The organism is Pleionea sp. WD8-19, assembly GCF_055326765.1.
The window spans coordinates 13,790-36,477 of sequence record NZ_JBUZOU010000019.1; the positions used below are offsets into that span (position 1 = coordinate 13,790).

Below are 22,688 nucleotides of genomic sequence, written 5' to 3' on the forward strand. Positions count from 1 at the left end.
TTAATAAAACGGTGATTTGCGCCTTCTAGGCACAAAGGTATAGTCATGCTTTCATTTAACATTAAATCGAATTTTTACTTAATTGCTTGCTGTACAGGCGTAAGCCTTTACGCTGGTAACTTACCCACTTCGTATCAAGTGGTTGATCTCGGTGCATTGGAACGAGTGTACGATAATGGTCAACAAAATCAGGGACACTCCTATGGATACGCATTAAATGAAAATAATCGAATTGTAGGCACGTCAGTAGGCGCTTTTAGTTACTACGTTAATCGATACGATAACTATGGGAATCTTATCGATACAGAATTGCAGCAAACGGATATTTATCAGGGAACGGTTTTTGACGTTGATTCACTGCTTGTAACGTCTTTATTACCAAACGATGGCTTGTTTGGGATAGGAATGAGTAACATAGGGACTTACGCCGTCGATATCAATAATGATGGTATGATTACTGGATACGGTTACACCCGCGATTCCGAAAATGATTTTAACACCGATTGTTTTTCTGCCGATGATGAAACGTGCGTAGAGCGTAAACGCACGTTTTACGGACGTGATAAAGCAAGTTTGCAATACATCAATGCTTTTTATCGTAACGATCACCCGCTTGACGACACTATTCCTGAGTTTACCGACAATACCCCTTTTGCTATTAACGATAATTGGATAGTTGGTAGCGCACTGAAAGTGACTGGAAAAAATGAAGTCGAAGGCAACTTTGTGATATCGGCCACCGCTGAACGCGGTTTACTGTACAATCTGACAAATCAGCAGGTTACTTTTGTCGAGCCTTTGGATCCAAGTCATTCTGCCGAATCGAAAGTCTTTGATATTAACACCAATGGTCAGTTTGTCGGCTCCAGTCACGCACTTAGTGGCAATCACCGAGTGCTGCGTGCCATAATGGGGTCAACGGGTAGTGAGCATTTAACCGAAGTGAGCGGACTATCCGGTTCTACCTACGCAACTTTTTGGGGAATTAATAATACCGGTACGTTTGCTGTAGGTCATTCAAACACTAGCAGTAATCTCGAAAGTTTAACCGCTTTCATTTACAACATTAACGGGCAAACAACTCGAAGTATTGGTTACTTGGATGATGACTTACCCTATTCGGAGGCGTTTGCCGTAAACAACGACAATCTAGTCGTTGGTACAGCAAAAGCGACGGCAAACCCAACCAGTTTCAATGCGTTTATTTACAACATTGATGATCTCAACAGTAACGCAATCGACCTCAACACAATGATCGATTGCAATAGCGGCTGGATTTTATCGCAAGCACGCGACATTAATGATCAAGGTTACATTACCGGAACGGGAACATTAACTGAAATACATTCTGATGGCAGTAAGGTCGGCGCCGTTCATGCATTTTTATTGATTCCCCGCGGTACACGCGCCAATCAAAACTGTAACAGTGAAACCGTTAGTGAAACGACATCAGGTGGCGCAACTTGGTGGTTACTGTTTGGATTGTGCTTGTTTATTCCGCGGCAACGTCGTCAAACGAATAGAGATTAACTTTCAAGAAACGTTTTCGGATCGATAGACTCGTTAACAAGTACTTCCGGTTCGACAACAATATTTTTCGACAGCAGTTGTTTGGTCACCATAAACTCTTTTGGCCGGTTAATGCAGTCGGCGGCGATCAATTTTTTATCCCGTAAATACCAGGCAACAAAACTGCGACCTCGTGTATGATCACCACGAATCAACACTTGATCGTAGCCCAAATTCAAACCGGCAATTTGTAATTTGATATCGTATTGATCCGACCAAAACCAAGGGTGCGACGCGTACTCAATGGATTGACCGCAAATTGACGCCGCTGCCGTTTTCGCCTGCTCCATCGCATTGGGTACTGACTCGAGACGCAATCGTTTACCTAATAAGGCGTTGGGATGATTGGTGCAGTCACCGGCAGCCACAATATCCGCATCTTCCGTTTGTGCGAACTCATTGACCCAAATACCGTTATCGGTTTTTAATCCAGCCTGTGCCGCCAATTCTTCATTGGGTTGCACACCAATACCGACAATGATCAGATCAGCGGAATAAGTTTTACCATCGGAACACGCGACTTGGCGAACATGGTCATCACCGATAAATTCAGCCACCTGTTTATTGACAACAATGTCAACACCCTCTTCCCGATGTACGCGAGTGAAAAATTCTGAAACCTGCTCCGCTGTGACACGTTGTAACACGCGCCCGGCTGTTTCAATTATCGTGACGTTATGACCTGATTTGTTTAGCGCGGCAGCGGCTTCAAGGCCGATGTAACCACCACCCACAATGACAATATTTTTTGCACGCGGCAACTCTGCTTTAATGGCATTCACATCGGCATAATTGCGCAAATAATGAATGCCTTTTAAATCCGCACCGGGAACGTTTAATTGTCGCACACGTGCGCCAGTGCAAAGCGCTAATTTGTCGTAAGGTTCTACGTGCCCATCCAGCAAGGTGACCGATTGCTCACGACGATTAATTTGTTTAACCGGACGATTAAACAAAAACTCAATATTCTGTTTTGGATAAAACGCAGGGGGACGCAGGTAAATGTTTTCCAGAGCTTGTTCACCTGCCAGTAGGGTTTTAGAAAGTGGCGGCCGATGATAGGGAAAAGGCGCTTCGTCGCTGATGACCTTAATCGCACCCTGCCAGCCCATTTGTCGTAAACAAACCGCGAGATGAGTTCCGGCGTGACTGCCACCCACAATGACGCAAACTGGCTTTGACATAATTACATCCCTTTCGGTACAGAGCTAGATTAATACTGAGATTCTGGCATGCGCACAATCATCCCATCCATCTCTTCCGTTACAAAAATCTGGCAACTCAGTCGACTGTTCGATGCTGGATTATTCGCTACTGACAGTAACTCTTTTTCCATACCGTCGGCGGTACCGGTTTTATCCAAATAAGCTTCGTCGACGTAAACATGGCATGTGGCACAGGAACAACACCCGCCACATTCGGCAAGAATGCCATCAATCATATTTTCCATGGCACCTTCCATGATCGATTTACCGACGGCTACTTCCGCTTCAAATTCGTTTCCGGCGTGATCTATGTATTTTATTAACGGCATAAGTTTCCTCAAACTCATCTGCAACTGATTCAAAACGTGCCGTATTCTAACCGACTCGGCTCATACAGGCCATTGAGAGTCATCCATGATACCGGATAGACTGCTGTGCGAATCCTCACGCACCTTTTTAGTGCATCAATCTCGTAACCGTCTAATTTGGTGCATGCCACTTCCCTTTTTAAGCAGCTTTTCTATACTCTATTGCACTCCTGCCAGCGCTGTACGGTTTTTTGAGCCCCAAAATGGGGATTGGCACAAGGCTTGCTTAATGCTCGACAACAATTTTTATCCATTCAGACTTACAACCGGAGAACACCATGTCCGTAGAAAATGTGCTTAAGCTCATTCAAGAAAACGAGGTTAAATTCGTTGATTTACGCTTTACCGATACCAAGGGTAAAGAACAACACGTCTCTATTCCCGCCAAATTGGTCGACGCTGACTTTTTAAACGAAGGTAAAATGTTCGATGGCTCTTCCATCGCCGGCTGGAAAGGAATTAACGAATCTGACATGGTGTTAATGCCTGATACCGAAACAGCAACCATGGACCCTTTCTGTGAAGATCCGACATTAAATATTACTTGCGATATCTTAGAACCTGCCACCATGCAAGGCTACGATCGCGATCCTCGGTCGATTGCCCGCCGTGCCGAAGAATATTTGAAATCTACCGGTTTAGGAGATGAAGCCTACTTTGGTCCTGAACCCGAATTCTTCTTGTTTGAAGACGTGCGTTTCCAAACCGACATGTCCGGCTCTTTCTTCAAAGTCGACTGTGAAGAAGCCGCTTGGAATTCAGGTAAAGGCTACGAAGAAGGTAACTTTGGTCATCGTCCACGTGTAAAAGGCGGTTACTTCCCCGTTCCTCCGGTCGACTCTTCACAAGATTTGCGTTCGCAAATGTGTCAAATCATGGAAGAAATGGGCCTTGAAATCGAAGCTCATCACCATGAAGTCGCCACCGCCGGACAAAATGAAATCGCCACCAAATTTAACACTTTGGTAAAGAAAGCAGACGAGATTCAAAAATATAAATACGTCGTGCATAACGTCGCTCATGCTTACGGTAAAACAGCGACATTCATGCCGAAACCACTGGTTGGCGATAATGGAAGCGGCATGCACGTGCATCAGTCGTTCAGCAAAAACGGCGAAAACGTTTTCGCCGGTAATAAGTACGGTGGTCTTTCAGAAGAAGCGTTGTACTACATTGGTGGTATCATCAAACACGCGCGTGCGTTAAATGCGATCGCTAACGCTTCTACGAACAGCTATAAGCGTTTGGTCCCAGGATTTGAAGCACCGGTCATGCTTGCTTATTCCGCAAGAAACCGTTCCGCGTCCATTCGTATTCCTCATGTAACGTCTGCAAAAGCTCGTCGAATTGAAGTTCGATTCGGAGACCCAACGGCAAACCCTTACCTTTGCTTCGCCGCTATGTTAATGGCCGGTCTTGACGGAATTAAGAACAAAATTCACCCTGGCGACGCAATGGATAAAGATCTCTACGATCTGCCTCCAGAAGAAGCAAAAGAGATCCCAACGGTTGCTTCATCACTGGAAATGGCCTTGAATGCACTGGATCAAGACCGAGCGTTCTTAACTGAAGGCGGCGTGTTCAGCGACGACTTCATTGATTCATACATCAAGTTAAAGCGCGAAGAAGTTCAGCGTTTACAAATGACTACCCATCCGGTTGAGTTTGATATGTACTACAGCGTGTAACAAGATCCACTATGATAAAAAAGCCCGATCCGAGTATCGGGCTTTTTTTATAGCAAACTTACCTTATGATCGAATAGTCTAAGCAGTATCGTCGAGAAATATTGAAAGAGGTCATTATGAAAACATCGACTTTGTTCTGGATGTGTATTTTCAGCCTACTGGCATTACCCGTTTCTGCCACAGAGGAAAAACAGCAAGAAGGAGATACTTCGACAACGAAAAAAGTTTACCGTTGGGTCGATGAAAATGGCAAAGTGCATTACAGCGACGAACCACGCGAAAATGCCACGGAAATGACGATTCGTGATGTAAAAACAGTGAATTCCGTTGTTCCATCAAAAGGCCGAGAATTATTGCAACCCAAATCCGTTCCGACTCCCACCTCCGCTAAGGATTTCAAGTACACACAGTTTACGATTACGGCTCCAACCAACGACGAATCATTTTATGCCAATGATGGTATTGTCAAAGTTTCACTGTCCATTTCACCACCCATGCGCGATACCGATACCATCAATGTAAGAGTCAATGGCGAACTTAAACTGGAAAAAATCAAAGGCGCGAGCTTTCAGTTGAATGACTTAGAAAGAGGCACCTACAGCTTGTCTGTTGAACTCAAAGACAAAGACGGACAGCTATTAAAGTCCGATAGCTCGACATTTCACTTGTTAAAGCACAGCCGATTGAATCGAAAAAATTAAACCGTCCGTCATTAAAACGGCACCAATATGGTGCGCCTGGATATCAATGAACTATAATGGTGCAATGAAACCTTCCATTACAGCAGAAATCCAACAGCTGCTCCAAACCTCTGTGATCGTGATCGACGAAGCGATGACGTTGGTTTGGCTCAATGATGCGGCCGAAGCTCTGTTGGGTCACAGTTTGCGTCGCCTTAAAGCACAACCTTTGTTGGCGACGTTGGTCGCCGGCGACTTAACAGAAGACTTACTGCGTCAGTGCTTCACTCATAAAGGGCAGTGGCTGCTGGAAGATGCTACCCTGGTGACAACGCAAGCAGAATGGCCAGGTTGCCATATTTCTCTTAACTATCAACAACTTGATCGTCAACCAGTCGTACTGTTGGAAATCATGTGTGCTCGTGAACAACTCGGTATTCGTAAAGAATACCAGCTGCTCGATCAAAACAAAGTCAGCCTGTCGATGGTGCGAAACTTGGCACACGAAATTAAAAATCCACTCAGCGGACTGCGAGGTGCAGCGCAGTTGTTATCACGTAAAGTTCCTGAAGAACTTGAGCGCTTTACCCAAGTCATCGTTGCCGAAGCCGACCGTCTACAAACACTGGTCGATCGCATGCTGACACCGGCCAAAGTTGAAGCCCCTAAACCCACCAACATTCATCAAATCACAGAGCGCGCCGTAGACTTTATTGCGCTTCAAGCTGAGCCGAAACTGAAACTGGTACGCGACTACGATCCCAGCCTACCGCAAATGCACATTGCCCCAGAGCAAGTGTATCAAGCGTTATTGAACCTGATGAAAAATGCACTAGAGGCCTTGCAAAATGAAAGCGACCGCCCTAAACACACTTCACCTCCTCATCTCATCATACGCACTCGGGCGGTCCACCAACATTCGATTGGCCCCAAACAATATCGCTTAATGGCCCGCATTGATGTCGAAGATAACGGTCCCGGAATCAGTGATGAATTGAAAGACGTTATCTTTTTTCCGACCATCAGTGGCAAACAAAGCAGCGGTCTTGGCCTGGGAATTGCACAGTCGCTGATACGACAAAACCAAGGCATTATCGAGTTCGACTCCAGCCCCGGCCGGACCTGCTTTTCGATCTTTCTGCCTATCAGCCCAATAAGCGAAGAACCAACCGATGACTAACCAAGCGCCCGTTTTAGTGATCGACGACGACAATTCCATCCGCTGGGTATTAACCGAAGCGCTGGAAGATGAAGGCTTTCAGGTACGTACAGCATCCGACGCTCAACAAGCACGAGCATTGCTGCAACATCAGCAATTCAGTGTCGTGTTGAGTGACATTCGAATGCCTGGTGATGACGGCTTTGTTTTATTAAAAGAGCTAAAACAAGCACACAACGACTTACCAGTGATCATCATGACGGCACACTCCGATCTGGAAAGTGCCGTTAACGCCTACGAATACGGTGCTTTCGATTACTTACCCAAACCCTTCGATGTCGATCAAGCGATTGAACTGGTACAACGAGCGGCGCAAAGCCATTCGCAGGAAGTTGAGAGTAAAGAATCGGGAAACCTGGCGAACACACCCGCGATTATCGGAGAAGCACCCGCTATGCAGGAGGTGTTTCGCGCCATTGGTCGCCTGTCACGTTCCAATATTTCGGTATTAATTAACGGCGCTTCAGGCACCGGTAAAGAACTGGTTGCCAGAGCTTTGCACCAACACAGTCGAAGAGCTCAAGGACCTTTTGTCGCACTGAATATGGCAGCAATTCCGAAAGACTTGATCGAATCGGAACTTTTCGGCCATGAAAAAGGAGCATTCACCGGTGCTTCACAACGCTACCTCGGCCGGTTTGAGCAAGCGGAACAAGGCACCCTTTTTCTGGACGAAATTGGCGATATGCCACTGGAAACTCAGACTCGGTTATTGCGTGTTTTATCGGAAGGTTCGTTTTACCGGGTCGGCGGCACTCAGCCGGTGCGCGCTAATGTAAGGGTGATTGCAGCAACCCATCAGGATTTGGCAGCGTTGGTGGACAAAGGAGTATTCCGTGAAGACCTGTTCCATCGCATTAATGTGATCCGAATTCAATTACCTGAATTAAAAGATCGCATTTCCGATATTCCGTTACTGACCCAACACTTTCTCAGCGAAGCTGCTAAAGAACTGGAAGCCGAGCCCAAACAATTAACACGCGAAGCTGAGGCACAACTGATGCAATACCATTGGCCCGGCAATGTACGCCAATTGGAAAACGTTTGTCGCTGGCTGATGGTCATGTCTTCTGGTCGAGAAATCCTGGCTACTGATTTACCGCCCGAAATTCGGCACAGCCGAAACGATCCTTCAACTGACCCCACAACAACCGCTCTCAACTGGCAACAGGCTTTAAAACAGTCGTTAATGTTGAAAGTAGAAGGTGGAGATAAACACGCTCTGGAAAATGTTCAAGACGAACTGGAACACATTCTGATAGAACTAGCACTGAAAATCAGTGGTGGCCACAAACAAGATGCTGCCAAAATGCTTGGCTGGGGTCGTAACACCATCACCCGAAAACAAAAGAAATATAAAACCTGAACACATTTATCATGACATTACGTAGGATGTGGTGGAGCGCAGCGTAACCCATCGGAAATAAATGTTCTAAGTTCTAAGTTTTAAAATTCCAGGTCGAATTTATTGGTATAATCCCTAACCTCTTAAAACTCAGCGCTTGTACCTAAAACCTCATAAGCCCATGCTAAACATTGTCCTTTACCAACCCGAAATTCCACCGAACACCGGTAACATCATTCGCCTATGCGCCAACACGGGCTTTCAGCTGCACTTAATCAAACCTCTCGGATTCGAGTTGGATGATAAGCGCATGCGTCGCGCAGGACTCGACTATCATGAATGGGCCCATGTAAAAATTCACGAAGACTACCAAACGTTTCTCGACAGCGAACAACCTCAAACGCTATACGCTGCGTCCACCAAAGGAACCCAGCGTTACGATCGCGCTCCCTTTAAAGCAGGCGATTATTTGATGTTTGGTCCAGAAACCCGCGGCTTGCCGCCGAACATTCGAGAAAGTCTGCCAAAAGACTGTGTACTGCGTTTGCCAATGAAAGCAGACAGCCGTAGCCTCAACCTTTCCAACAGCGTCGCTATTTTTGTGTTTGAAGCCTGGCGACAGTTGGAGTTCGATGGTTGCCAATAACGCGCTACTTCTCTTTTCAATCGAGATTGAAGCCATCCTATTTTATATTGAAGCCTCCAAAGTCTGACCAATTGTTCAGCTGTTTCTGGCATAATGACTCACCCGTAAAAATACGGCACAATGAACCTAAATCTCCGACCAGCATAACTTTATGAATTCGACCCCATTAATCGAAGTTTACCTCGACAATAACGCGACCACACCCGTTCTTGAAGTCGCCGCCAAAGCGGCGCAAGATGCCATGCAAAGCATCTACGGTAACCCCAGCAGTACTCATATTACCGGGTTAAAAGCCCGTTACATTCTCGACTCCAGTCGAGAGGTAGCCAAAAAAGTTCTGGGGGCAGGTGAAGGCGCTGTCATATTTCTCAGTGGTGCAACAGAAGGCATTCAAACAGCGATATTTTCGGCTTTGTGTCAGGTAAAGCAGAGAATCCAGCAAGAAAGTCGCGATAAGTTCCAATACTTACTTTACGGAGCGACAGAACATAAAGCAGTACCCAATTCATTGGCGCATTGGAATAAAATCCTCGAAATAGGCGCCGAACCACTGGCCATACCGGTTGATGAAAACGGTAAGCTCGATTACGACTTTATCCGTCAACATCTCGATAAAGCCGCGATGATCTGTACGATGGCGGTCAATAATGAAACTGGGGTTATGCAAAACCTTGGCGAACTGGATCAATTGATCCGACAGAATAATCCCGATGTTCTATGGATGGTCGACAGCGTACAAGCCCTTGGTAAGCTCCCATTAAACCTGGCACAAACCAGCATCGATTATGCTCCGTTCAGTGGCCACAAGCTCTATGCACCAAAAGGCATTGGTATGTTGTACGTGCGTAAGGGCGCGCCACTTACCCCCTTCATCGCTGGAGGTGGACAGGAACATGGCCTACGCTCGGGCACCGAAAACCTGCCCGGCGTCGCAGCGTTTGGCGCCATACTGAAGCAACTGCATCAGCCCAACTGCAAATTGTTTCAAGACAGCGACACTTTGCTTAGATACCGCTCTCAATTGGTGGATACATTAAAACAGGCATTTCCAGGTGTAGTTTTTAATATGCCTTTCGACTCTACCGTTCCGACAACCCTTAACTTTTCCATTAAAGATTTTCCCAGTAAGGAAATTCTCGATCTTTTTGATGCCGCTCAAATTCGCGTCAGTTCCGGATCGGCTTGTAGTTCAGGTGTCACACGCAGTTATGTATTAGACGCAATGGGCGTACCCGCCTGGCGCTCCGAGTCGGCCATTCGCATGTCTTTTGGTCCAGCAACCACGCAAGCAGAAATCGACCAAGCCTGTCAGCGAATTTTGCAAGCGGCCGATGCGCTAACGCAATCCTGTTTGATCTTGAACAGTCTTGACGTTGATATGAACTCACCGCGTCAGAATGGATTAATTCAACTGAAGAAAGACGCATCCTGTATCTGGATTTATGCCGATGCCGGTTCCAAATCCTGCATCATCATCGACCCGGTGGAAGAATTAGGAGAACGTCTGGAAAAATTCGTGAAGTGTCAAGGCTATCAAGTAAAAGCGATCCTCGACACTCATTCACACGCCGACCACGAGTCCTGCCGGGTGATGTTACAGCAAATCTTGCGCAATCACCTTGCGTACAACATCGACGAATACGACGAGTTGGGCTGGCCGAAACAGACCTCGTTATCCGTTACCCTCGATAACGGCACATCAGTTCCTGCAATAACCCTAAGCGATAATCTATTGCTGGCAAAACTTGCAACACCCGGCCATACCAGCGACAGTCACAGTTATTTATTAGGCCGTACCGATAACCGACGACTCTCTAAACAACACATTAAGTTTGCATTTGTTGGCGATACCGTTTTAATTGGAGGGTTAGGAAGAACCAATTTTAGCACCAGCTCCAGCGAACAACTTTACGACAGTATTTTAACGCTGCACCAGGTATTGGGTGGCAAATCACTGTTGTGCACCGCTCACGATTACAACAATCAGTTTTCGACCACGTTTGCAACAGAAACCGAACACAATGCGATGTTGCACGAAGTGTTAAGTGGTCACATGGCAAAAAGTGATTTTGCTCATCAAAAAAAGCAATTGGATAAGCAACTTAATGATCAAGTGGGACATGAAATACTTTGCGGTGTCATCAATAACAACTGCAGCTTAGAAGGACTGCACCTGATGCCCGAAGAGCTAGGCGAGTATTTGCAAAATAACCCGAAAGTTCGTTTACTTGATGTGCGTGAAGCACACGAATACCAGTTGTTTCACGACTGGAGTAAACTCAATTTAACACAACAACCGGAAAATGTTCCGCTATCAAAAATGACCGCGTTTATTGGTGAGTTGTTGCAAGAAGATAATGCCGAACAACAAGAGTTATTGTTTGTCTGTCGTAGCGGAGCCCGAAGTGCACGCGTTGCAGAGACATTTCGACGGCTCGGCTTTACAAAAACCCGGCACATTTCCGGTGGTGTCGCACTGAGCTGCTGCTAAAATCAACATTTACGCTTGTAATACGTTAAAAATACAGGACGCTGCCTCAAAGAAGCGTCCATAAAAACAAACCTGGGAAATTACATGAAACGCATTATTTTCGCTTTCGTCCTCCTTGGACTGTCACAAACGTTTTACGCAGAAAAACTCACGCCTGAACGAATTTACTCATCCCCTTCATTAAATGGTGAATCCTTACAAGGTGTGCAACTCTCGCCCGATGGCAGTCGGGTAACTTTTCTAAAAGGCAAACAAGAAGATTACGAACGACTCGATCTCTGGGAGTACCACATTGCCAGTGGTGAAACACGGTTACTCTTTGACTCGGATGATTTGCATCAGGGTAAAGAGCAGCTTTCTGATGAAGAAAAAGCACGGCGCGAAAGACTGCGACTGAGTGGTACCGGCATAGTCAGCTACCAATGGTCGAACGATGGAAAAGCACTGCTTTTTCCATTAGCGGGTGATATTTATTACTGGCGCGTTGGTAACCCGAAAGCGGAGAAAATCATCAATACACCGGCCTTTGAAACCGACATAAAGTTTTCCCCAAAAGGTAATTTCATTTCCTATATTCGCGAACAAAATCTGTATATTTACGACCTCAAGAAAAAATCCGAAAAGCAAATCACCAAAGCTGGAGCGGGTCCGGTAAAGTTCGGTATGGCCGAATTTGTAGCGCAAGAAGAAATGAATCGCATGACCGGTTATTGGTGGTCACCCGATGAAAGTAAAATTGCTTTTACCAAAGTCGATGAAACACCCGTCGAAGAAGTCACTCGCAGCGAAATTTACGCTGAAAACATCAAGTTAATTAAACAGCGTTATCCATTTGCGGGAAAGAATAACGTACTCATTGAACTGGGTATCATCGAAATCGCGAACAGTCAGTTCAAGTGGATCGATTTGGGCGAAAACAAAGACATTTATCTTGCTCGTGTTAATTGGACCCAAGACAGTAATCAGCTCACCTACCAATGGCAGAATCGCGACCAAAAGCGTTTAGAGTTACGCCAGGTTTCTTGGCCGTCTTTAGAAAAAAAACTGCTATTAACAGAAACCAGCGATACCTGGATCAATCTACACGATGATCTTTTCTTTTTAAAAGATGGACAACACTTCGTCTGGGCATCGGAGCGCGATGGCTTCAAGCACCTTTATCTGTATCGGAACGACGGACAATTAAAACATCAAGTAACGCAAGGCGATTGGGTGGTCGATAAGATAGAGCATATCGATGAACATGAGCAAAAAGTTTTCTTTACCGGCCGTAAAGATACGGCGGTTGAACGACACTTATATTCCGTATCGTTGCAAGGTGGTGACATTGAAAAAATATCGCGTCGCAGTGGCTTTCATACCATAAGCTTCGCAAAAGATGGAAAAAGCTATATCGATAACTTCTCAACCATCAATACACCGCCCCAGGTATCATTGCATGATACGCAAGGGAAACGACTGACCTGGCTCGCGGAAAACCGACTCAACAAAGAACACCCTCTCTACCCTTATTTGTCGGACTGGATCAAGCCCAGCTTTGGAAATATCAAAACAGACGACGGTACCAAACTCTATTATCGTTTATACAAACCGGCAAACTTTAATTCTAAGAAGAAATATCCGGCAATTGTTTATCTTTATGGAGGGCCTCATGCTCAACTGGTAACCAATCGCTGGTCTCGCATGTTGCCTCAATACCTAGCACAGCAAGGCTATGCGGTATTTACATTAGACAATCGAGGCTCCAATTATCGAGGCAAAGCCTTTGAAGATCCCATCTATCGAGCTATGGGAACGATCGAGGTAAACGATCAAGTTGAAGGTGTGAAGTTTCTGCACTCCTTGGGCTGGATAGACAAAGACAAAATTGGTGTTCACGGACACAGTTATGGTGGTTATTTGACCTTAATGTCACTGTTTAAAGCTCCAGAGTACTTTAAAGCTGGCGTATCAGGCGCTCCGGTAACCGACTGGCGGCTGTACGACACACATTACACCGAGCGCTACATGGGCAACCCTGAAAAAGATGTGGTGGCTTACGAAAAATCATCGGTATTTCCTTACGCCAAGAACTTAAAAGTACCGTTATTAATTTATCATGGTATGGCTGATGATAACGTACTGTTCAAAAACAGCACCAAACTTTACAAGTTACTGCAAGACAATAATCTGCCTTTTTTTGTAATGGACTACCCTGGTAAAAAACACGGAATTCGGGGCAAAAAGACCAGTATGCACCGGATGAATATGATCCGGCACTTTTTTGATTTACACTTTAATATCAAGCGCTAACTCGATCGCTTGCCGAAAGTTGAGCAACGCTCCACTTTCGGCATCACTTCTCGCTATCTCAAGCAACGTACTTCTTGTATATCCCACTTGAAATAACAGGTCAGTAAACTAAGCTTTTGTTATTCCAATAAGTGGAGACTATAAACCATGAAGAAAATACTCATCGGCTTAATGCTATGCTGTTTACTGCCTTCATACGCCAACGCTGAAACCATGTCCGAGACCAAAGCAACGGCATTGGCGCTCATTAAGTTTATTACTTTTGACGCTCGATTTCATAAACGAGCCAGCAACATACTCATTCATGTGATAGCGGATCCGGAGTTAGCGAAAGAACTGCACAAATATCGAGGCTCTGCCAGCTTACCGCCCTACATTGTTTACACGTCAGACACGTTACCGGAAAATTTGCCCGACATTCTCGTTATTGGTAGTGATAAAGATGTAAAATCCAAACTCGAATACACGTCAAAAAATAGCGTTTTGAGTTTAACGCGCAGTAAATCAGCTTTTAACCAGGGGACATCGGTAGGAATACTGACTGAAAATAATAAAATTGTGATTAAGCTGAATATTGCACAGTCTCTCGAAGAGGGCTCCAATTGGCAATTCGATTACTCAAAGTTAAGCACTCTTTCATTAGAGTTTCGCAAAGGAAACTGAAAAAAGAAACGGGCCTGCAATGGCCCGTTAGCTTACTTTTTAATGCCTTCAATATGCAATTCTAACCAAACATCACCAAAATCTTTCTTAAAATTAAAGTCTGACATGGCAATTTTTGTTGTTCCGGAAAAGCCCGCACGGTAGCCTCCCCAAGGGTCATCGCCTTCACCAATTTTTTTTGCATCAATGGTTATACTTTTCGTAACGCCGTGTAAAGTGAAGTCACCAACAACCTCAATTTTTCCATCGCCTTTCTCTTTAATTTTAGTGCTGACAAAGGTCGCTTGAGGGTATTTTGAGGCGTCCAAAAAATCATCACTTTTTAAATGCTTGTCACGATCGGCATGGTTAGAGTCAAGGCTGCGGGTATCAATCGTAACAGACACTTTAGATGCATCAGGATTTTTTGCATCGTATGAAAATTTTCCTTCAAACTTATTGAAGCGACCGGTTAGCCAAGAAAAGCCAAGATGCTTGGCTTTAAAATTGATCGAGGCATGTGCACCTTTATTGTCGATCACATAGTCTGCGGCTACAGCACTTAAGCTGAATAAAGATGAGGCAATCAACAGTGTTAACGTCTTTCTCATGAAATATCTCCTGTAAAGTTTTAAGTTTTAAGTTTTAAGTTTTAAGTTTTAAGTTTTAAGTTTTAAGTTTTAAAATCAAGATTACAGCATGCGCTTCAAAGTGTTGTCTTTATCGATAAAATGATGCTTCAAAGCACCGGCTATGTGCAATACCACTAAACCGATCAAGCTGTACGCCAACCATTTGTGAATCACTCCCGCTGTATCTTCCTGGTTACTGATTAACTCGCCCAGCGCTGGCACGGCAAACCAGTTGAATACTTCAATAGCCCGACCATCGGCCGTAGAGATCAAGTAACCACTCAAAAACAGGCAAAACAATAACAAATACATAAGCCAATGAGTCAAATGCGCCGTTATTTTTTCCCAGGTATGATGATTGGGTAAAGCAGAAGGCCTCGGATTAACAAGCCGCCAAACAAATCGAAAAACCATCACCACAACCAATAACAGGCCCACACTCTTGTGGTAGTGAGGTGCATCACGATACCAACTGCTGTAATAATCCAGCTCAACCATCCACAACCCCAGGGCAAATAGACCGATGACCGCCACCGCAACTAGCCAGTGGATCAGCTTGGTCATCCAACCGTAGGTGTCAGCTGTGTTTTTTAACATAAGCAAGTAAGGTAAGACATTGATACTTGCAGTTTACTTAAATTTTTTCGATAGGTAAGTAAAGATTTTCGATTTAATGTGTCGAATTATTCGATAGGATAAAACTTTGAACGCCAGGTTACTGAGATACGCACCTGTTTCGATACTTACATCTACTTTAATTATATTGATAAGTTTCGCAAAACCGATAAAATCAAACGCATTTTATTACTTTAGGAGATACTCAGAGCGCCTCATTTATCGAAAACTGGAAGAATCCGATATAGAGTCATGGGAAGAATTTTTTATTGATAACCCTAACACTCCTTATCTTGGCATTCCCAAAGAACTGAGCATTGACGAAATGCCGCGCAAATGGATTGAAATTCAATGGGAACGCTATCAGCAATCGGGGTTTGGCGGACTAGCAGCCATATGTAAAACGTCGGGAGACTTTATTGGAGTCGCTGGGCTTTTGAAAAAGGAAATCAACAACCAAACGGAATATGAAATATCCTACTCACTACTGCCCAAATACTGGCGAAAAGGCTATGGATATGAAATGGCGAATGCCATGAAGCGTTTCGCAAAACGACACAAAATTCATCCACGAGTAATATCCATTATTCATCAGGACAATGTCGGTTCGATTGAAGTAGCCAAAAAAAATGGAATGATTTATTTATTTGACGTTGAATATGCAGAGATGCCTTGCGTGGTTTATGGCGCCAATACCTGAAGCTAACCACTTTGGCTCTGAATATTATTTTGCTATTGTTATCAACCTCGATAAAGTGGCAGAACTTCGAATGGAGTATTGAAAAAGCATTTCTTCGCTAGCTTAAAACCACACCATCATAGCCCGCTTTGTGCTACTCAATAGACAATCCCAAGTTGCCACAGATTGAACCTTCTCCAACAAATTTAAATGACGGTGACACTTTTCGCCAAATTGCGTGGTCGATCAGGATTCACCCCTTGCTTAATTGAAAGATAATAGGCTAACAACTGACAAGGAATAATACCTGCGATACTCATTAATTCAGTATCGACTTTCGGTAATGCCAGCGTAAAATCAAAAATGGGATTATGGGCTTGTCCAATCCCGATAATCGTGCCACCTCTGGCTTTTACTTCCGAGGCAATAGCTACCATATAGTTTTCGTTTTCTTCATCGACAAAACAAATAACAGGCGCATCCTTTTCAATCAACGCCAGTACGCCGTGTTTTAATTCGCCAGCACAGAATGCTTCTGCATGTATATAACTGGCTTCTTTTATATTTAATGCGCCTATTTTCGCTGCCGCCAGGTATTTCCCCTGACCGAGCAAGTAAACGTGTTCGCTATTAATTGCGTCGGCTATTTCGATAAAGTCATTTAAGCCGTCTGCACTAAAATAACGACTTAATGGATTCACAATCGAGGCAATTTGTCCTCGCGCATTGGGAAAATCACCGTTCAAAGCTTGCACAAACAAATAACCAAAAACCAGTTGCGATGTTCCCGACTTGGTTGATAACACACAAACTTCCGGACCGCACTGACTGAAAAAGGCAAAGTCCGACAATCGACTCAACATGGCACCCACCATATTCACAACGCTGGCAATCACAACACCTTTGTTTTTCGCTGCCTGCACCAGGCGTAACGTATCAGCCGTTTCACCACTTTGGCTAATTGCCAGCAATACATCGCCTTTTTCCATTTGGCTTAAAAAACCTTCACCTTCATAAGCAGGCACACAGGTGACTTTAATAGAGGTTGAATGTCTTATCATCCAACCTACTTGTTCACCCACAAAATAGGCAGCACCCGCACCGGTAATATACAAATGCTGCGCATCACGAACAGTCTTCACTAATTGCTCCATCTGCAAACAATCGATTTGCGCCGCCTGATTGACAGTACGCCACTGCTCACAAATTTCTTTTAACATAAAATGGGGATATTCCTGTTTATCCACCAAAGGTTGATCCGTTGCCAATTGTTGCCAATGGCATTCGACCAAGGCATTTGTTTTTAAGTCGAACAGTTGCGTTTGCGATTGCTCACAAATCAACATTTGACGCTCGTCGACCAATAAACATTCTTGCGTATGGTTTGCAAAAGCGTTGCAGTCCGAGGCTAAAAAAATACCATCCTCTTTTCTTCCCGCAACCAAAGGAGAACCATTACGTATGCCGATTAATAATGCGCTATCCGTTGCAAGCAACACCAAGGTATTGTGTCCACTCAACCGGTTAAAGGCTGCGGCTAACGCTTCCGCATAATGACTCGCTCTTTCTTGACTTGATGATGCTGCCAGATACTTTTCAACCAAACGTAAAATAACTTCCGTATCGGTCTCACTGTAGAAGTTCACGCCTTCGCTGAGTAATTCATATTTCAACGATTGGAAATTTTCCACTACACCGTTATGGACCAATGCAAAACGGCCGCATGTCGATATATGCGGATGACAATTGGTTAAATTCACACGACCATGGGTCGCCCAACGGGTATGGCCGAGTGCATAGGACACATCAAACTGAAATTGATCCGCATCAGCGGTTTGCAACGAATCCAAAGACTTAAACGTTTCCAGCCGTTGCTCCACCGGAAACGCAACACCCCAGGAGTCGTACCCGCGATATTCCATACGCTGTAACCCAACAACGACATCACCCAATGACCGATTACTGCCCAAATAGCCAAATACACCACACATTTGTCACTTCTCCACTGACAATTTATTGATATTTATCTAAACCACGAAATTTCCTCCAATTAAAAGTATCTGATTAAATACAGGTAATTAGGAAGCTTGCAGAATCCTACCGAACTGATAGGCTTGCTAACAGATCATTTGTCAGCAATAAATTGACAATTTAATGCACGAGAAAAATGTATGAATATCAAGCAGGTTTTGGCTCAGCTGGATTTTGATGAAAAAGAAGTGGATATTTATTGCGCGCTATTGTCGCTGGGCTCCGCTTCGATCCGAGAAATAGCCGACAAAGCTCAGATTAACCGAGGCACTACTCATGAGCTGTTAAAGCGCATGAACAAACGCGGTATTGTGACCTATTTACCTAAAGGAAAAAGGCGTCACTTTTGCGCGGAGGAACCGGAAAAGTTAATGACTTTGGCATCAGAAAAGCAGGAGTCGTTACGTCATGCTTCGCTGCAACTGGCCAACGATATTATTCCCAGTTTAAATCGGCTTAAGCCAGACTCCAACTCGCCCAAAGTTACCTATTACGAAGGCGATGATGGCATCGAAAGCGTCTTAAAAGACATATTAAAAACTGCGGAAAAAAGTCCTAATCGCAGTTACAACGTATATTCTTCAAAAGCGATACGTCAGTACCTTTATCGCCCCTTCCCTAACTACACCATGCAACGTGTAAAACGCAACATACGAGTCAAAGCCATCGCGATCGGTCCCGGAGGCGAGCAAGCTCCTTTATCGGAACGGAAATGGATAGGCGACAACAACAGTGGTGCACAAGCCAGTTATGTCGCCATTTATCCACCAAAATGCGCGATGATTTCTTTGCAAGAAGGAAATTATCCAACGGCAGTCGTTATTGATTCCAGAGCCATCAGCGAAGCCATGAATGTGTCGTTTGAAACCCTATGGAGGCTGTTATGAGTGAATGTTTACCGTCAATTAACTGCACTCATTTCATACAACATTCGGTCACACGTTTCCTACATTGCGAAATGTCTCTTGAAACGTTAGGATAGCGCACTAAAACAATCCATAATAAAATCAATATGTCATTTTTAAATGTAAAATGCATTGCTGTTCAATATACACTCCTTACTTTTTTTAGCGTTGCCTCTCATTTTACCTTTGCAAAAGAGTTAGCTATTACATTCGATGACTCTCCACGTTCAGCAAACGGCTACTTTGATGGAAAAACCCGAGCGAATCGATTAATTAAAGAGCTTAAAGAACACAACGTTCCGCAAGTTGCGTTTTTCTCCGTCAGCAATAAATTGGATGAAGAAGGAATAGCTCGGCTTAAACTCTACAACGACGCTGGGCATGTTATTGCCAACCATACCCATAGTCACCCCGATATCAATAAACTTTCCCTAAAAAACTACTCCAATAATATTATTCTTGCCGATAATGCACTTAAACAATTTAAGAACTTTCAAAAGCTATTTCGTTTTCCCTTTTTAAGAGAAGGCGACACTTTGGAAAAACGCGATAGCATTAGACATTTATTAAAAACAAAAGATTATATTAACGCTTACGTCACATTAAACAACTACGACTGGTACATGGAAAATCTGTTTCAAAAAGCCATTAAAAATAAAACAGGTATAAATTTTAAAGACTTTAGTCGCTTTTACGTTCAGGTCTTAATGGAAAGCATCGAGTACTACGATCAAATGGCCATTAAACATATCGGACGGTCACCAAAACACGTACTCCTTTTGCACGAAATGGATATTTCTGCACTTTTTATTGGTGATTTAGTCGATCATCTTAGAAACAAAGGTTGGATAATTATTACTCCAGATGAAGCTTATACTGACGATATTGCACAATATCAAACAGAAAACCTATTCAAATTCAACCCTGGCCGTATTGGTGAAATAGCAAAAGATAAAGGCCAGCGTAAAGGCTTGTGGCACAAAAGTCTGGATGAAAAATACTTGGATAATCTATTCCAGAAAATGGTGCTTAATAACGAAAAAGTCGTGAGTGCTCCATGATTTTATATACGCTTCAAAAATTTGTATTTACACTCATGTTATCTGCACTTTGTTTGAATGCGATTGCACTTGATAAGTCGAGTGTAGCAAAAAACATTCAACCGGAACCTGAGAAGTTTATCGCATATAAACAGAAAAAGCTGGCTTTTACCCACGCAACATTGATTGATGGCTCTGGCACAAAGGCTCAAACGAACCAAACCGTTTTGATCGAAAATGGCCGATTTTCTGCGATTGGTAAAAGTAACAAAATTCGCGTACCGAGTGATTTTTCGGTGGTTAATTTGAAAAACAAAACGCTTATTCCTGGCCTAGTTGGTGTCCATAATCACATGCATATACCGGGTCAGCCATTCGATGGCGACACCATCGCCAAACTTTATCTAGCGGCAGGCTTAACTACCATTCAAACGTGCGGTTCGGCGTATCCGGAAGAAGAGCTGGCTTTAAAGCGTAGCATTGACCAGTTGAGTGATTTAGGCCCTGAAATTGTAACCAGTGGTCCCTACTTTGATGGTCCTAACGGAAATCCTCATATGATCAGGACTACAGAAAAAAGTGACATTAAAGACATCGTAAGGAACTGGACACAAGCTGGCTCAAGGTGGTTTAAAGTGTATCGACATATTGAACCCAATCAGCTAAAACACATTATTGACATCGCACATACTGAAGGGGCTTTGGTAACCGGACACCTTTGCTCTGTGACCTTTGAAGAAGCTGTAAACATGGGTATCGACGGTATTCAACATGGACTCAATAGCGCAAGTGACTTTAGGACCAATAAAGAATACGGCAAATGCAACGGCGGACGTGAGTATATGGATCAATTGGATATTGTGAGTGAACGCGTTAAAAATCTGCACCAATTAATGATCGACAAACAAGTCTTCCTTACTTCTACATTATCCATATTTGAGTCCAGCATTTCTCACCGTTCAACAACAGATAAACGCAGCATAGAACTGATGTCCGACTCAACGAAAGCGCGTTATTTTAATCAGTTAGAAAAAAAACGAAATCTGAAGGACATCAAACGAGAAGAAAGACTTAAACGCATTATGGCCTTTGAATATCAGTTTTTCAAAATGGGCGGACTGCTGGGAAGCGGAGTAGACGCAGGTCGATTTGTACTGCCTGGTTTTGGTGATCAAAGAAATTTTGAACTCTTTTTGGAAGCAGGTTTTACAACCGAAGAAGCGGTTCAAATTTTAACGGGTAACGGAGCCAAAATTCTTCGTCGAAATGATATAGGTACGATAAAAACGGGCAATCGAGCAGACTTTGTTGTTTTAGACGGTGATTTAACAAAAGACAGTCGTGTTATTCAAATGGTTGATACGGTGTTTAAAGCAGGTTTAGGCTACGACTCTCAGTTAATGGTTGAGAGCTTAAAAGGCAAAGTAGGTATTTAGCTCGCAATCGGGATGAGTTATACGCTTAATTTTATAGTGATTTAGCAGACTCAATCGCTACAATTAACCTAAAGCAATCGGTGAGTTCACTAATTCCTATTCGCTTTTAAGAATAAATACCTCTTTCTGATCAAGATAATCCGTAAGAAAAACAACGATAGCCACAAGCAAACTCACACCAATAAAGGGAATGGATAACCCGTGCAGTTTTGACGCGACAAGCTCCAAGGAATTCGCAAGATACACGACCAGCACAGCAAAACCTAACACAGTAGCAGCCCAGAATATTACTTTTTCCAGGCCAGCACTTTCTTTTCGTTTACGGGCCAGCATCACAACTTGCTCCGCAAAGTTACCAGGAATGGTTGGCACCGGTGAATCCTGAATCGCGGCATAAATTCTCTGGTAATCTCGCGCGGAACCGGTAACCTTCGACTTTGCAACATTAAGCTTTTCGGCGTCCTGCTGGAATTGGGTTTCACGTTCAATCGTCTGCTTGTTCAAAACGAATCTCCAAATCGTGCATATAACTTTTTACGTAATTGCAGCCGAGCACGAAATAAGTGGCTTTTGATAGTCCCTTCGGGTAAGTCGATAATTTCAGTCATTTCTGTAATCGACAGTTCATTGAAATGATAGAGCGTTAACAAGGTGCGTTCGAGCGGAGAGAGTTCTTTCAGCAGCTCTTCGACTCGACGATTCAACTGTTCATCACTGATTGTTAGCTCCAGCGCTTTATCAGAATCTGGAATGTTTTCGAATACTTCAGAATTCACTTCTGGAAATAACGGCAGTTGCTGTTTTTGTAGGTAACGCACCGCAATGTTGTAGGCAATACGACCTATCCAAGTGGATAAAGCGCTTTTAAATTGAAACTGATGCAATTGCTGGTGCACTTTTAAAAACACCTCCTGACAGAGTTCACGAGTATCTTCCGGGTGTTGTACCATGCGATAAATAAGATGCCAAATAAGCGACTGATGTGCTTGAACCAGTTTTTTAAATGCTCCGGGGTGATCAGCAAGTACATTGGCTACCAACTCTTGATCAAGTGACGAAGACAAAACAGTTCTTTCTCCAAGAATTAAGCATGGTGTAATGTTTCCTTAGATACAGGTACTGGGTCTATCGGTATTCGACCCACAGTGCAGAACTGTCGATTTACGTTTAACTCATTGTCACATGCAGTCATACATCAAAAAAGG

Annotated in this window: 20 protein-coding genes; 13 read left to right on the forward strand and 7 right to left on the reverse strand. The window is 43.9% G+C overall.

Features of this window, described 5'->3' with window-relative positions:
- Window positions 1–45 precede the first annotated feature (45 nt).
- The gene (locus ACTUJY_RS17975; protein ID WP_463617514.1) at window positions 46–1,530 is read left to right on the forward strand and encodes a DUF3466 family protein; all 1,485 of its coding nucleotides are present in this window, start codon (window positions 46–48) and stop codon (window positions 1,528–1,530) included.
- Here the strand turns inward: ACTUJY_RS17975 and ACTUJY_RS17980 are convergent.
- Window positions 1,527–2,753 (reverse strand): NAD(P)/FAD-dependent oxidoreductase, encoded by a 1,227-nt coding sequence (locus ACTUJY_RS17980; protein ID WP_463617515.1) that lies wholly within the window; start codon window positions 2,751–2,753, stop codon window positions 1,527–1,529. The two genes, ACTUJY_RS17975 and ACTUJY_RS17980, sit on opposite strands and share 4 nt — an antisense overlap.
- Before the next feature lie 29 nt (window positions 2,754–2,782).
- The gene (locus ACTUJY_RS17985; protein ID WP_463617516.1) at window positions 2,783–3,103 is read right to left on the reverse strand and encodes a 2Fe-2S iron-sulfur cluster-binding protein; all 321 of its coding nucleotides are present in this window, start codon (window positions 3,101–3,103) and stop codon (window positions 2,783–2,785) included.
- Between the two features lie 317 nt (window positions 3,104–3,420).
- Between ACTUJY_RS17985 and glnA the strand changes: the two genes are divergently transcribed.
- The 8 genes from glnA to ACTUJY_RS18025 all read left to right on the forward strand — a co-directional run bounded on the left by glnA (window position 3,421) and on the right by ACTUJY_RS18025 (window position 14,166).
- Window positions 3,421–4,830: a glutamate--ammonia ligase gene (glnA, locus tag ACTUJY_RS17990; RefSeq protein ID WP_463617517.1), complete on the forward strand. Its 1,410-nt coding sequence runs from the start codon at window positions 3,421–3,423 to the stop codon at window positions 4,828–4,830.
- Between the two features lie 116 nt (window positions 4,831–4,946).
- Window positions 4,947–5,531, forward strand: a complete 585-nt coding sequence (locus ACTUJY_RS17995; RefSeq protein WP_463617518.1) for a DUF4124 domain-containing protein — start codon at window positions 4,947–4,949, stop codon at window positions 5,529–5,531.
- Between the two features lie 46 nt (window positions 5,532–5,577).
- Entirely contained in the window at window positions 5,578–6,690 is a 1,113-nt protein-coding gene (glnL, locus tag ACTUJY_RS18000; RefSeq protein ID WP_463617519.1) for a nitrogen regulation protein NR(II), read from the forward strand.
- Window positions 6,683–8,095: a nitrogen regulation protein NR(I) gene (gene ntrC, locus ACTUJY_RS18005; RefSeq protein WP_463617520.1), complete on the forward strand. Its 1,413-nt coding sequence runs from the start codon at window positions 6,683–6,685 to the stop codon at window positions 8,093–8,095. Before glnL ends, ntrC begins: the two co-directional genes overlap by 8 nt.
- 160 nt (window positions 8,096–8,255) lie before the next feature.
- Complete coding sequence (gene trmL, locus ACTUJY_RS18010; RefSeq protein ID WP_463617521.1) at window positions 8,256–8,720, forward strand: tRNA (uridine(34)/cytosine(34)/5-carboxymethylaminomethyluridine(34)-2'-O)-methyltransferase TrmL; 465 nt, start codon at window positions 8,256–8,258, stop codon at window positions 8,718–8,720.
- A gap of 151 nt (window positions 8,721–8,871) precedes the next feature.
- Window positions 8,872–11,211 (forward strand): aminotransferase class V-fold PLP-dependent enzyme, encoded by a 2,340-nt coding sequence (locus ACTUJY_RS18015; RefSeq protein WP_463617522.1) that lies wholly within the window; start codon window positions 8,872–8,874, stop codon window positions 11,209–11,211.
- 84 nt (window positions 11,212–11,295) lie between these two features.
- Window positions 11,296–13,503 carry a S9 family peptidase gene (locus ACTUJY_RS18020; RefSeq protein WP_463617523.1) on the forward strand — a complete coding sequence of 736 codons (2,208 nt, stop codon included), beginning with the start codon at window positions 11,296–11,298 and terminating at the stop codon, window positions 13,501–13,503.
- A 147-nt stretch (window positions 13,504–13,650) separates the two neighbouring features.
- Window positions 13,651–14,166 carry a hypothetical protein gene (locus ACTUJY_RS18025; RefSeq protein ID WP_463617524.1) on the forward strand — a complete coding sequence of 172 codons (516 nt, stop codon included), beginning with the start codon at window positions 13,651–13,653 and terminating at the stop codon, window positions 14,164–14,166.
- Between the two features lie 32 nt (window positions 14,167–14,198).
- On the opposite strand, the gene ACTUJY_RS18030 is transcribed toward ACTUJY_RS18025, so the two are convergent.
- Both ACTUJY_RS18030 and ACTUJY_RS18035 read right to left on the reverse strand, forming a co-directional pair.
- Window positions 14,199–14,756, reverse strand: coding sequence for a YceI family protein (locus tag ACTUJY_RS18030; protein ID WP_463617525.1), 558 nt, complete (start codon window positions 14,754–14,756; stop codon window positions 14,199–14,201).
- 81 nt (window positions 14,757–14,837) lie between these two features.
- Window positions 14,838–15,374 carry a cytochrome b gene (locus ACTUJY_RS18035; RefSeq protein ID WP_463617526.1) on the reverse strand — a complete coding sequence of 179 codons (537 nt, stop codon included), beginning with the start codon at window positions 15,372–15,374 and terminating at the stop codon, window positions 14,838–14,840.
- A 166-nt stretch (window positions 15,375–15,540) separates the two neighbouring features.
- Between ACTUJY_RS18035 and ACTUJY_RS18040 the strand changes: the two genes are divergently transcribed.
- Window positions 15,541–16,092: a GNAT family N-acetyltransferase gene (locus ACTUJY_RS18040; protein WP_463617579.1), complete on the forward strand. Its 552-nt coding sequence runs from the start codon at window positions 15,541–15,543 to the stop codon at window positions 16,090–16,092.
- Window positions 16,093–16,277: 185 nt separating this feature from the next.
- Here the strand turns inward: ACTUJY_RS18040 and glmS are convergent, their stop codons facing one another.
- Window positions 16,278–18,062 (reverse strand): glutamine--fructose-6-phosphate transaminase (isomerizing), encoded by a 1,785-nt coding sequence (gene glmS / locus ACTUJY_RS18045; protein ID WP_463617527.1) that lies wholly within the window; start codon window positions 18,060–18,062, stop codon window positions 16,278–16,280.
- Between the two features lie 180 nt (window positions 18,063–18,242).
- On the opposite strand from glmS, the gene ACTUJY_RS18050 reads away from it, so the two are divergent.
- The 3 genes from ACTUJY_RS18050 (at window position 18,243) to ACTUJY_RS18060 (ending at window position 21,483) form a co-directional block, all read left to right on the forward strand.
- Window positions 18,243–18,989 carry a TrmB family transcriptional regulator gene (locus ACTUJY_RS18050; RefSeq protein ID WP_463617528.1) on the forward strand — a complete coding sequence of 249 codons (747 nt, stop codon included), beginning with the start codon at window positions 18,243–18,245 and terminating at the stop codon, window positions 18,987–18,989.
- Between the two features lie 125 nt (window positions 18,990–19,114).
- A complete protein-coding gene (locus tag ACTUJY_RS18055; protein WP_463617529.1) occupies window positions 19,115–20,068 on the forward strand; it encodes a polysaccharide deacetylase family protein in 954 nt (317 codons plus the stop codon).
- Window positions 20,065–21,483 carry an amidohydrolase family protein gene (locus ACTUJY_RS18060; RefSeq protein WP_463617530.1) on the forward strand — a complete coding sequence of 473 codons (1,419 nt, stop codon included), beginning with the start codon at window positions 20,065–20,067 and terminating at the stop codon, window positions 21,481–21,483. The genes ACTUJY_RS18055 and ACTUJY_RS18060 overlap by 4 nt, the downstream gene beginning before the upstream one ends.
- 96 nt (window positions 21,484–21,579) lie before the next feature.
- On the opposite strand, the gene ACTUJY_RS18065 is transcribed toward ACTUJY_RS18060, so the two are convergent.
- Window positions 21,580–21,987, reverse strand: coding sequence for a hypothetical protein (locus ACTUJY_RS18065; protein ID WP_463617531.1), 408 nt, complete (start codon window positions 21,985–21,987; stop codon window positions 21,580–21,582).
- Window positions 21,984–22,547: an RNA polymerase sigma factor gene (locus ACTUJY_RS18070; RefSeq protein WP_463617532.1), complete on the reverse strand. Its 564-nt coding sequence runs from the start codon at window positions 22,545–22,547 to the stop codon at window positions 21,984–21,986. The genes ACTUJY_RS18065 and ACTUJY_RS18070 overlap by 4 nt, the downstream gene beginning before the upstream one ends.
- Between the last annotated feature and the right edge of the window lie 141 nt (window positions 22,548–22,688).

Coding starts and splice junctions, on each gene's coding strand:
- ACTUJY_RS17975 (WP_463617514.1), top strand. CDS start 46: ATGCTTTCATTTAACATTAAATCGAATTTTTACTTAATTGCTTGCTGT.
- ACTUJY_RS17980 (WP_463617515.1), bottom strand. CDS start 2,753: ATGTCAAAGCCAGTTTGCGTCATTGTGGGTGGCAGTCACGCCGGAACT.
- ACTUJY_RS17985 (WP_463617516.1), bottom strand. CDS start 3,103: ATGCCGTTAATAAAATACATAGATCACGCCGGAAACGAATTTGAAGCG.
- glnA (WP_463617517.1), top strand. CDS start 3,421: ATGTCCGTAGAAAATGTGCTTAAGCTCATTCAAGAAAACGAGGTTAAA.
- ACTUJY_RS17995 (WP_463617518.1), top strand. CDS start 4,947: ATGAAAACATCGACTTTGTTCTGGATGTGTATTTTCAGCCTACTGGCA.
- glnL (WP_463617519.1), top strand. CDS start 5,578: ATGAACTATAATGGTGCAATGAAACCTTCCATTACAGCAGAAATCCAA.
- ntrC (WP_463617520.1), top strand. CDS start 6,683: ATGACTAACCAAGCGCCCGTTTTAGTGATCGACGACGACAATTCCATC.
- trmL (WP_463617521.1), top strand. CDS start 8,256: ATGCTAAACATTGTCCTTTACCAACCCGAAATTCCACCGAACACCGGT.
- ACTUJY_RS18015 (WP_463617522.1), top strand. CDS start 8,872: ATGAATTCGACCCCATTAATCGAAGTTTACCTCGACAATAACGCGACC.
- ACTUJY_RS18020 (WP_463617523.1), top strand. CDS start 11,296: ATGAAACGCATTATTTTCGCTTTCGTCCTCCTTGGACTGTCACAAACG.
- ACTUJY_RS18025 (WP_463617524.1), top strand. CDS start 13,651: ATGAAGAAAATACTCATCGGCTTAATGCTATGCTGTTTACTGCCTTCA.
- ACTUJY_RS18030 (WP_463617525.1), bottom strand. CDS start 14,756: ATGAGAAAGACGTTAACACTGTTGATTGCCTCATCTTTATTCAGCTTA.
- ACTUJY_RS18035 (WP_463617526.1), bottom strand. CDS start 15,374: ATGTTAAAAAACACAGCTGACACCTACGGTTGGATGACCAAGCTGATC.
- glmS (WP_463617527.1), bottom strand. CDS start 18,062: ATGTGTGGTGTATTTGGCTATTTGGGCAGTAATCGGTCATTGGGTGAT.
- ACTUJY_RS18050 (WP_463617528.1), top strand. CDS start 18,243: ATGAATATCAAGCAGGTTTTGGCTCAGCTGGATTTTGATGAAAAAGAA.
- ACTUJY_RS18055 (WP_463617529.1), top strand. CDS start 19,115: ATGTCATTTTTAAATGTAAAATGCATTGCTGTTCAATATACACTCCTT.
- ACTUJY_RS18060 (WP_463617530.1), top strand. CDS start 20,065: ATGATTTTATATACGCTTCAAAAATTTGTATTTACACTCATGTTATCT.